This is a genomic window from Paracoccus sanguinis (assembly GCF_012689545.1).
Classification (GTDB): Bacteria; Pseudomonadota; Alphaproteobacteria; order Rhodobacterales; family Rhodobacteraceae; genus Paracoccus; species Paracoccus panacisoli.
Genome location: NZ_CP051542.1, coordinates 1,261,066 through 1,270,702, shown reverse-complemented (window position 1 = coordinate 1,270,702; position 9,637 = coordinate 1,261,066). Strand labels below are relative to the sequence as shown.

The 9,637-nt window shown below is 70.9% G+C and carries 5 protein-coding genes, 1 tRNA gene and 1 pseudogene; 2 read left to right on the top strand and 5 right to left on the bottom strand.

Annotated elements, in window-relative coordinates; translation table 11 throughout:
* Positions 1 to 89: 89 nt before the first annotated feature.
* The 4 genes and pseudogenes from kynU to HGN31_RS06090 all read right to left on the bottom strand — a co-directional run.
* Positions 90 to 1,277, bottom strand: a complete 1,188-nt coding sequence (gene kynU, locus HGN31_RS06105; RefSeq protein WP_168782649.1) for a kynureninase — start codon at positions 1,275 to 1,277, stop codon at positions 90 to 92.
* Positions 1,278 to 1,376: 99 nt separating this feature from the next.
* Positions 1,377 to 3,566, bottom strand: a complete 2,190-nt coding sequence (gene glyS / locus HGN31_RS06100; RefSeq protein WP_168783837.1) for a glycine--tRNA ligase subunit beta — start codon at positions 3,564 to 3,566, stop codon at positions 1,377 to 1,379.
* Complete coding sequence (locus tag HGN31_RS06095; protein WP_036708955.1) at positions 3,563 to 4,045, bottom strand: DUF6446 family protein; 483 nt, start codon at positions 4,043 to 4,045, stop codon at positions 3,563 to 3,565. The genes glyS and HGN31_RS06095 overlap by 4 nt, the downstream gene beginning before the upstream one ends.
* Before the next feature lie 251 nt (positions 4,046 to 4,296).
* Positions 4,297 to 5,253: pseudogene (locus HGN31_RS06090) on the bottom strand (glycine--tRNA ligase subunit alpha); the annotation flags it as partial.
* A 95-nt stretch (positions 5,254 to 5,348) separates the two neighbouring features.
* On the opposite strand from HGN31_RS06090, the gene HGN31_RS06085 reads away from it, so the two are divergent.
* Positions 5,349 to 6,956 carry a peptidoglycan-binding domain-containing protein gene (locus HGN31_RS06085; RefSeq protein WP_168782648.1) on the top strand — a complete coding sequence of 536 codons (1,608 nt, stop codon included), beginning with the start codon at positions 5,349 to 5,351 and terminating at the stop codon, positions 6,954 to 6,956.
* On the opposite strand, the gene HGN31_RS06080 is transcribed toward HGN31_RS06085, so the two are convergent.
* Complete coding sequence (locus tag HGN31_RS06080; protein ID WP_036734907.1) at positions 6,957 to 8,405, bottom strand: TrkH family potassium uptake protein; 1,449 nt, start codon at positions 8,403 to 8,405, stop codon at positions 6,957 to 6,959.
* 149 nt (positions 8,406 to 8,554) lie between these two features.
* Between HGN31_RS06080 and HGN31_RS06075 the strand changes: the two genes are divergently transcribed.
* A tRNA-Gly gene (locus tag HGN31_RS06075) sits at positions 8,555 to 8,628 on the top strand.
* Positions 8,629 to 9,637: the final 1,009 nt, after the last annotated feature.

Here is a 9,637-nt window from a genome sequence, read left to right as displayed (position 1 = left end):
GCCCGCGGCTCAAAGGGAACCCGTCAATTGGGAAGAGAATGAACCGAGCGTGAACGTCGCGCGCCCGTCGCGGGGCGGGCGCGCCCCGGTCAGGTGACGGCGGCCCGGCGGTTAAATTCCGGGCGGTCCCAACTGCCGGTGCGCAGGATGTCGGACAGGGTGGCCACGGCGCGCGCCACATCCTCCATCCCGTTGTAGAGCGGGGCAAATCCGAAGCGCAGCACGTCGGGGGCGCGGAAGTCGCCGATCACGTCTTGGGCGATCAGCGCCTGCATCACCGCATAGGCCTGGGGGTGGCGGAACCCGACCTGGCTGCCCCGCGCCGCGGGGTCGCGCGGGGAGTGCAGGGTGACGCCCGGACACTCGGCCTCGACCCCCGCGATGAACGCCTCGGTCAGCGCGACCGAGCGGGCGCGCAGGTCGGCCATGTCGACCCCGTCCCAGACCTCGAGCGCCGTCTCGAGCGCGGCGAGCGCGATGACCGGCGGCGTGCCGACCCGCATCCGCTCGATCCCCGGCGCGGGGGTGTAGTCGGGGTCGAAGGCAAAGGGCGCGGCGTGGCCCATCCAGCCTTGCAGGCAGGGCCGCGCGGCCTCGGCATGGCGCGGGTGGACCCAGATGAAGGCCGGCGCACCCGGCCCGCCGTTGAGGTACTTGTAGGTGCAGCCGACGGCGAAATCCGCGTCCGCGCCGCGCAGGTCCACGTCGATGGCCCCGGCCGAGTGCGCGAGATCCCAGACCGTCAGCGCGCCCGCCGCGTGTGCCTGCGCGGTCAGCGCCGCCATGTCGTGCCGCCGCCCGGTGCGGTAGTCCACCTCGGTCAGCATCAGCACCGCCAGATCGGCGTCGATCGCCCCCGCCACCGCCTCGGGCGCCACCACCCGCAGCTCGGCCCCCACGGTCCGCGCCAGCCCCTCGGCCACGTAGAGGTCCGAGGGGAAGTTACCGCTGTCCGACAGGATCACCCGCCGGCCGGGGGTCAGCGTCAGCGCCGCGCTGAGCGCCTGGAAGACCTTGATCGACAGCGTGTCGCCCATGACGACCTCGCCCGCGCCGGCCCCGATCAGCCGGGCGATGCGGTCGCCGACCCGGCGCGGCTGCACGTACCAGCCGGCGCGGTTCCAGCCGGTGATCAGCATCTCGGCCCATTCGTCGCGCATCATCGCCGCGACCCGCTCGGCCGCGCGCACCGGCATCGGGCCCAGCGAGTTGCCGTCGAGGTAGGTGACGCCCTCGGGCAGGTGGAACGCGGCGCGGGTGGCGGCAAAGTCGGTCATGGCGGCTCCTGTCGTGCCCGGGGACGGGGGCAGGGCGCCCCCGGTCCCTGCTGGGCCTCGCCCGAGGATAGGTGAGAACCGCCGCAGGGGAAGCCGCGATCAGCCCTCGATTCGGCCGAAATCGGCGATCCGGCGGCCGGTCTCGCGGATCCGGTGCAGCAGGTTCAGGCGGTTGCGGCGCAGCACCGCGTTGTCGGCGTTGACCTGCACTGCCTCAAAGAACCCGTCGATGGGCGCGCGCAGCGCCGCGATGGCGGCCATCGCGGCCGGGTAGTCCTCGGCCCGGACGGCGGCGGCGATCTGCGGCTCGGCGGCGTCGAGGGCGGCGAAGAGCGCGCGCTCGGCGTCCGTCTCGGCGAACTTGGGGTCGGCGCCGAAGCTGTATTCCACGCCGTCCTGCGCCTCGGCCTGGGCGAGGATGTTGGCGGCGCGTTTGAGCCCCTGCAGGAGGTTGGTGCCATCCTCGGTCGCCAGCATCGCGTTGAGCGCCGTGGCCCGGGCGACCACGAGGGTCAGGTCGTCGTTCCCCGGCATGGCCAGCACCGCGTCGATCACGTCATGGCGGATGCCCTGGTCGCGCAGGTGAACCTTGAGGCGGTCGTGGAGAAAGGACAGGAGGTCGTGGTGACGGTTCGTCAAGGATTGGGCGCTAGGCTCGGCGGCATGAGCCTGATTCTGCGCCTCATCGCCCTGCTGCTGCGCCGCATCGCCGGCGGCGATCCACGCCGTGAGTGGGGCGCGCACCCCGTTCCCCAGCACCAGCCGGATCACCCCCAGCGCCGCGCGGCGCAGCGCAAAGGGGTCCTTGGAGCCGGTGGGCTTCTCGTCGATGGCCCAGAACCCGGTCAGCGTGTCGAGCTTGTCAGCCAGCGCCACCGCCACCGACACCGGCGCCGAGGGCACTGCGTCCGACGGCCCGAGCGGGGCGTAGTGGTCGCGGGCGGCGTCGGCCACGGCCTCGCCCAGCCCCGCGGCCTGCGCGTAATAGCGGCCCATCGTGCCCTGCAACTCGGGGAACTCGCCCACCATCGCCGAGCGCAGGTCGAGCTTGGCGATCTCGGCAGCCCGCGCCGCCTGATCGGGGTCGGCCCCCACCGCGGGCGCGATCTCGCGGGCCAGCGCGGCGATGCGCGCCACCCGGTCGGCCTGGCTGCCGAGCTTCGCGTGGAACGTCACGGCCTTCAGCCCCTCGGCCCAGCCCGCCATCCCGCCCTTCGCCTCGCGCAGGTCGTTGCTCCAGAAGAACGCCGCATCCGACAGCCGCGCGGCCAGCACCCGCTGGTTGCCGGCGAGGATCGTCGCGCCGTGGTCGGGGGTCTCGATGTTGGCGACGGTGACATAGCCCTCGATCCGCCCGGTGGCGGGGTTGCGGGCCGACAGGAACTTCTGGTGTTCCATCATCGAGGTCTGCAGCACCTCGGGCGGCAGGTCGAGGAAGCGCGCCTCGATCACCCCCATCAGCGGCACCGGCCACTCGACCAGCCCGGCGAGCTCGGTCATCAGCCCGTCGTCGGGCACGATCTCCCACCCGCGGGCAAAGGCGAGGTTCGCGGCCTCCTGCCGGATCGCGGCCTCGCGCTCGGCGGGGTCGAGCATGACGCGCGCGCGGCGCAGCTTGGCGGCGTAGTCGTCGAAGCCGGTCACCGCAAAGGCGTCAGGCGCCATGAAGCGGTGGCCGCGGGTGGTGTTGCCGGCGGCGATCCCGTCCACCTCCACCGGCACGACCTGCGCCCCCGCCTCGTCGCTGAGCAGGCAGAGGATCGAGTGCAGCGGTCGCACCCAGCGCAGGTTGCCCGAGCCCCAGCGCATCGACTTGGGCCAGGGAAAGTCGCGGATCACGCGCTCCAGCACCTCGGCCACGATCTCGGCGGCAGAGCGCGAAGGATAATGAAGGGTGGCGATAAGAACCCGTTTTCCTTTAACCTCTCCAGCCCTTACGAGCGTATTGCCGGAATCGAGAACATGGCCTTCACGAAGTTCTTTTATCGTCTGCTCATACCACGCTTTCGGAGCTTCAAATCCTAGACCTCGAAGGAAGCCTACAATGGCTTCGTCCCTACCCTCTAAGGGGGGACCTTTCCTTTCATCGCGGACCGGGGCGCTCGCACTACTTAGCCCCTCGACCGCCAGCGCGAGGCGGCGCGGCGTGGAAAAGGCCCCAGCCGAGGCATAGGTCAGGCCCGCGTCCATCAGCCCGTCGGTGACGAGCCGTTTCAGGTCCTCGCGCGCCTTCGGCTGCATCCGGGCCGGGATTTCTTCCGAGAACAGCTCGATCAGCAGGTCCATCAGTCCATCACTCCGCGGGCGGGCGTCTTGTCGTTCAGCTGGTGCCAGGCAAAGGCGCGGCCGTCGGGATAGACGATCAGCACCCGGTCCACGTCGGGGCGGACCTCGGATTGGCCGAGGATGGCGCGGGCGTGGCCGGCCTCGAGGTCGAGGGTCAGGGCCTTGGCCGAATAGCACTGGAACCACCCCGGCCCGTTCAGGGGCGTCGCGGCGGGGTAGGGGGCGGCGTCGGCGACCTCGGCCGGGTCGAGCGTCATGCAGGCGCGGTAGCGGATGGGCGAGCTGGTCGCGTCGATGGCGCGGAAGCCTGCGACCGCGACCGGGTGGGTCGTGCCATCGGGTCGGGTCACCACGATGTCGGCGGCGCCGGTGATCTCGTCCACCTCGTCGTAGAAGCCGTAGACTTGCAGATACCACGCCGCAACGCCGGCGAGCAGCGCGACGAGCACCAGCATCGAGGCCATGATCTTGCCGGAGGTCATGGGGTCGTCCCGCGTGGGGCGGGGTCGGCGTTGCCCGTGCCGGGGGCCGCGGGGGTGTGCCCGGCGGCCGGGGCGCCGGTGGACGGGGCGCCGGTGGCCGGGGCGGTGGTGGCCGGGGCGGTTGTGGCCGGCTCTTGGGCCGCCACAGCCGCGGGCGTCGCGGCATCCGGCCCGGCGTCGGCTGCCGACGTCGCCACCGTGGCCGCGCCGTCCGCCCCGGCGGTGCGGGCGTCACCGGTCACGCCGGTCGCCGCCTCGGTCGTCACGAACAGGTCGGCGCAGCGCTTGGCCAGCGCCCGGACCCGGCCGAGATAGGCCTGCCGCTCGGTGACCGAGATCACCCCGCGGGCGTCGAGCAGGTTGAAGAGGTGGCTCGCCTTGATCGCCTGGTCATAAGCCGGGTGGGCCATCGGGATGCGGCGGCCGGCGGCGTCTTCCTCGGGGGCGGTCAGGATACGGTCGCACTCGGCCTCGGCATCCTTGAAGTGCTGGAACAGCATCGCCGTGTCGGCCTGCTCGAAGTTCCAGCGCGAATACTCGCGCTCGGTCTGGCGGAAGATGTCGCCGTAGGTCAGCGGAATCGGCGCATCGGGGTCGTTGAACGGCATCTCCATGACGTGCTGCACGCCCAGCACATACATAGCCAGCCGCTCGAGCCCGTAGGTCAGCTCACCCGACACCGGGCGGCAGTCGTGGCCGCCGACCTGCTGGAAATAAGTGAACTGCGACACCTCCATCCCGTCGCACCACACCTCCCACCCGAGGCCCCAGGCGCCGAGCGTCGGGCTTTCCCAGTCGTCCTCGACGAAGCGCACGTCATGGACCAGCGGGTCGAGCCCGATGGCGCGCAGGCTGCCGAGGTAGAGGTCCTGCAGGTCCGGCGGCGACGGTTTGATGATGACCTGATACTGGTAATAGTGCTGCAGCCGGTTCGGGTTCTCGCCGTAGCGCCCGTCGGTGGGGCGGCGCGAGGGCTGGACATAGGCCGCGGCCCAGCGGCGCGACCCGAGGCTGCGCAGGGTGGTCGCGGGGTGGAAGGTGCCGGCGCCGACCTCGATGTCGTAGGGCTGCAGGATCGCGCAGCCGGTGGCCGCCCAATAGCTCTGCAGCCGCAGGATCACGTCTTGGAAGCAGCGTGGCCGGTTCGCGTCGGCGGGCGAGGGGGGACGCGGTTGTGAAGCGGCCGCAGCGGGCTGGGGGCTGGTCATGGCGGCGTCCTTTCGCATAACTGGCGCGAATGCAGGCCGCTCATAGGATGCGGCCGGGGGCGGGTCAATCTGCCCGCACCTGATGGGGACGCCCGATGCGCACGCTTGCCAGACTGATGACCGCCACCCTGCCCGTCGTCGTGGCGCTGTCGGTCGCGGCACCCGCGCTGGCCGAGCCGGTGGTGCTCAGGATCGAGGCCAAGCGCGGCGTCGAGAGCGAGGCGGCGATCGCCGCCTGGGCGGGCCGGTTCCCAAATGTCGTGGCGTTTCAACTGCCTGGCGGCTGGACCGGCATCGGCCTCGGCCCGATGGAGCGTGCCGCCGCCGAGGCCGAGATGGCGCGGCTGAAGGCGGCGGGCGAGATCCCTGGCGACAGCTTCATCGCCCCCGCCCCGGCCGAGATCGTGGCTGCGGCGGCGCCCGACGCGGGTGCGGCGCCGGCTGAAGGGATGGCGGCGGACGGGATGGCAGCGGGGAACCCGGCGGCGGGTGCCTCGACCTTCGTGGCGCCCGGTGCGGACGCGACGGCGAGCCCGGAGGCCGCCGCCGACAGTCCGGCCCAGCCGCCCGCGAGCGAGGCCGCCGCGCCCGACGCGGCGGACCCTCCCGAGGCGACCGATCCGACCACGGACACGCCGCCTGCGGACACGGTGGCGGCCACTCCGGCCGATGGCGCGGGAACGTCGACCGCCCCCACCGCCCCCACCGCCCCGGCCCCGGGCGAGTACCTCCGCCTCCAGCGCTTCGACACGCGCGAGGCCGCCGACACCGCCTTGCAGACCTGGCGCAGCGACTTCCCCGAGGCCGGGCTCTACCAGCAGCCGGACGGCGGCTATGCGATCACCCTCGGCCCGCTGGCGCCCGAGGCGGCGGCGGCATGGCTGACCGCGTTCCGCAATGCGGAACGGGTGGGCCGCCCCGGCGCGGTGCTGCCGGCGTCCGAGCTGGGCACCGCGATCGACGCCGGCCAGCCCATCGACCTGCCCGGGCCCGGCACGGCCGAGATGCCGGCGCTGATCGACATCCAGCGCGCGCTGCGCTGGGCGGGGCACTATGAGGGCCGCATCGACGGCAAGGACGGCCCGCAGACCCAGGCCGCCATCGCCGCCGAGGTCCTCGGCCTGCGCGCCGCCCCCGATGCCGCCAGCGCCATGCAGGCGCTGATCGACCGGCGCGTGGCGTGGAACGCGCAGATGGGGCTGACGCGGCTGGACGATCCGCAGACCGGGCTGTCGGTCATGGCGCCGATGGACCGGCTGCAGTTCGACCGCAACGAGCAGGGGATGTCGATCTATGGGCCGAAGGACGGCTCGGGCGCGGCGCTGATCCTCTATGCCGCGCCGGGCGGGCAGCAGGAGATGCTGGACTTCACCGGCCTCGTCACCGCGCTGGGCTGGGTGCCCGCGCCCGAGCGCAAGATCGATCCCGGCCACGCCCGCCTCAAGGGCGAGAACGAGACCCACATCGGCCAGGCCGAGGCGCGGGTCGAAAACGGCCGGGTCGAGGGCGTGGTGCTGATCTGGCCCAAGATGGATGCCGCCGACCAGCCGCGGGTGGCGGGCGAGATGCTCGACAGCCTCGCCCCCACCGCGGTCCCCGAAGCGGCCGAGCCGGCTGCGGCAGAGGCCTCGGGCGCGGCGACGGACGCCGCCGCCGCGGGCGAGGCCCATGCGGAAGACACCCCGCCGGCCCCGGCGAACTGACTACTGCCGCCAGAACCGCGGCATGAGCACCACGAAGACGGTGATCAGCTCGAGCCGGCCGAGATACATCCCCACGATCATCAGCCACTTGGCGGTCGTGGGAAAGTTCGCCACGCTGCCGTTGCCGCTGACCTCGGGGCCCCAGGCCGGGCCAACGTTGGCGATGGCGGTCCAGGCCGCGGTCAGCGCCGTGCGCGGGTGCAGGCCGGTCAGCGCCAGCCCGACGATCAGCACCCCGAAGGTCAGCACGAACAGCGTGAACAGCGCCATGACCGAGTTGACCACCTCGGGGTCGAGCCGCCGCCCCTGCAGACTCAAGAGCCGCACCCGGTTCGGCGACTGCATCTGCGCGAGCTGCGCCCTGAGCGCCTGGAACAGCACCTGATAGCGGAACACCTTGACCGAGCAGCAGGTGGACCCGGTGCAGCCGCCGATCAGCCCCACGGTGATCAGCAGCACGAAGGGCAGGTGCCCCCACTGGGTCACGTCGACCGAGGCATAGCCGGTCCCGGTCATGATCGTGACCACGTTGAAGGCCACCTCCCGCAGCAGGCCCGGCGACGGCGGCACGTCCAGCCACAGCGACTGGTAGATCACGATCAGCGTGCAGACCACGGCGATGATGGCGAGGAAGGTCCAGATCTGGCTGTCCCGCCACAGCGGGGCGAAATCGCCGTGCATCGCCTGCACCATCCGCACGAAAGGCAGCGAGGCGAGGATCATGAAGACCGTCGCGGCGACCTCGGGCGCGCCGATGAAGGCGCCGAAGCTTGCGTCGAGGTTGCTGAACCCGCCGGTCGAGCAGGTGGTGAGCGCGTGCATCACCGCGTCGAACCCGCTCATCCCCAGCCCGGCGTAGATCATCGCGCAGAGGATGGTGATGCCGAGGTAGAGCTCGGTCATCTCGGCCGCGATCGAGCCCGCGCGCGGCATGACCTTGCCCATCGTGTCGAACCCTTCCGAGCGGAAGAACTGCATCCCCCCGACCCGCATGACCGGCAGGAACACCATCGCCACCACGACGATCCCGAGCCCGCCCGACCATTGCAGCAGCCCGCGCCAGAGATGCACCCCGTCGCTCAGCGCCCCGAGTTCGGGGAAGGCGGTGGCGCCGGTGGTGCTGAGGCCGGACATCGCCTCGAACATGGCGTCGGTGAAGCCGGCGCCGGCGACCGCGGCGCGGATCGGCATGGCCCCGATGACCGGCAGCACCAGCCACAGGCCCGAGGTCAGCAGGAACGCCTGCTCGAGCGTCAGCGTGCGGCCCTCATGCCGTGTGGCGAGCATCACCATCCAGGCGACGAGCGCCGTGCCCGCGCCGGTCGCGGCGAAGATCCGCCAGCTCGCGGCGCCCGCCGACCAGTCCACCGCCGCCGGCGCGGCCATCATCACGCCCATGACGATGGCGAGCTTGGAAATCGCGTGGATCACGGGGCGGACGTCGATCATGGCGCCCTGACTGCCCGCAGCCATGCGAGCGGTCAAGCGCGCCGACCTCGGTTGCGCCGGTGAGAGCCTGCGCGACGCGCCGCACGCCGCCCGGGTTGCGCCGCAGGCCGGGTTGCGCCGCAGGCGGGGCTGCGCTAGTCCGGGCGGGCGCGGGTGTAGCTCAATGGTAGAGCAGCAGCCTTCCAAGCTGAATACGTGGGTTCGATTCCCATCACCCGCTCCAAAATCCATCCGTGACTGAGCTTAAAGCTATTGTGCAGTATGAGTTTTATCTAGTCATCACGCGGTTCGAATTGCTACGGAACCCTCTACAAATCTTGCTGCATATCATGGCGATGAGCGGCGGAGTTTTACCAAGGATCAATCCATTCCCAAGGCAAGAAGGGCAGCCCTTACCTTCGCCGCCGCGCGCCTGCGAGATGCCGAGACATCGAATCCCGTGAGACCTTGCGGGTCGCGCTGAAGATCGACAGCCTCAGCGTAGCCAAGGGCAGTTCGGATGCAGACTGGGCTGAGCCGGTCACGGCGTGGGAGACAAGGCTTCAGGGTTGGAACGCCGAAGCGCAACAGCGTCTCGGCGTGGATCGGGCCTCGCGGTAGCACGCGGTGTGCGTAACTGCCCGCCGTGGGGGTGGCCAATCTGCCGGTCCGCGGACTCCTCGACCGCGTTACGGCCATCAACAGCGCTGCGCGCGCGCCGGATGAGATCGAGGCGCGGGCGTTGCTGCCCGGGGCGGGTGAGCCCCCGCTCACAGTTGCCGGCGCGCTTAACCTGTTATGGGCGTCGGAAGCTGACCGGACTGTGGGTATGTCTGACGATCAGCGACGCATTCGGCCCAATCCGCGGCGCAAGGCGGTGCGTAATTTCGTCACCATCTTACCTACAAACCCTGCGTGAGATCACGCGTGCAGACCTGTTGGCCTTTCGGTGCTGGGCGGGCCGCGCTCGAAGGCAAGACCCGCGCGACCAGCGCCGGCCAGGAAATCGGCTATCTCACAAACATTATGGAGACGATTGATGAGCGCGAGCAATTCGGGTTGACAGTTCCGCTGTGAAAGCTCTCGTTGAAGGAGGGCCATCGGAATACCGGTCCGCCTTCCAGCGAGGACTGGATCACGACCCGTCTGCTGGCGGAGGGGGCGTTGAATGGTCTAACCGGGAAGCGCGGATTATCATTCTGGCAATGGTCTACACCGGTGCGGGGCCTTCCGAAGTCGCGGCGCTTCCGACC